Annotated in this window: 1 protein-coding gene; it reads left to right on the plus strand. The window is 70.0% G+C overall.

What is annotated here, in order from left to right:
- A partial coding sequence (locus AC0L3B_RS38435; protein ID WP_473382815.1) for a dermonecrotic toxin domain-containing protein occupies window positions 1-283 on the plus strand: 283 nt, incomplete at its 5' end.
- Between the last annotated feature and the right edge of the window lie 153 nt (window positions 284-436).

The following is a 436-nucleotide window of genomic DNA, read 5'->3' on the forward strand; positions in this document are numbered from 1 at the left end:
TGAGCGGCAACGGCGCCAGGCGCTGTTTGTCGGGCAAGCCCGTGCGCAGTTGCCCCTGGTTGCTCTGGAGTGCCTGCTGCGCCGGCGCCAGGGGCTGACTCGCAAGGGCGTGCAGTGGGTGCAAGCGCTGGTGCAGGCGAGCGTCGAGGCGCGCAAGGTCGACGGGCACGAGATTGTCGCGCGTCCGCTCGCGTTTTTGACCCACGCGGGCGGGCGCGGCTATCCGGCGGCAAACATGTTTGTGATCGGCCCTCGGGACAATGCCCTGCTACCGCACCGGTGAGCGAAACACCGTGTGCCATGGCGCGGGGTCGGCCGGTTCCGGGCGCCGCAGGTACACCGCCAGCGGGGCGTAGTCGCGACCCGCCGACATGCGCCGCACCGCGCTTTACTTGACGTTGGCGCAAGTGCCGCCAGGTTGCGTGGTGAGCTACGG

It is taken from the genome of Bradyrhizobium sp. Kon56, assembly GCF_055807635.1.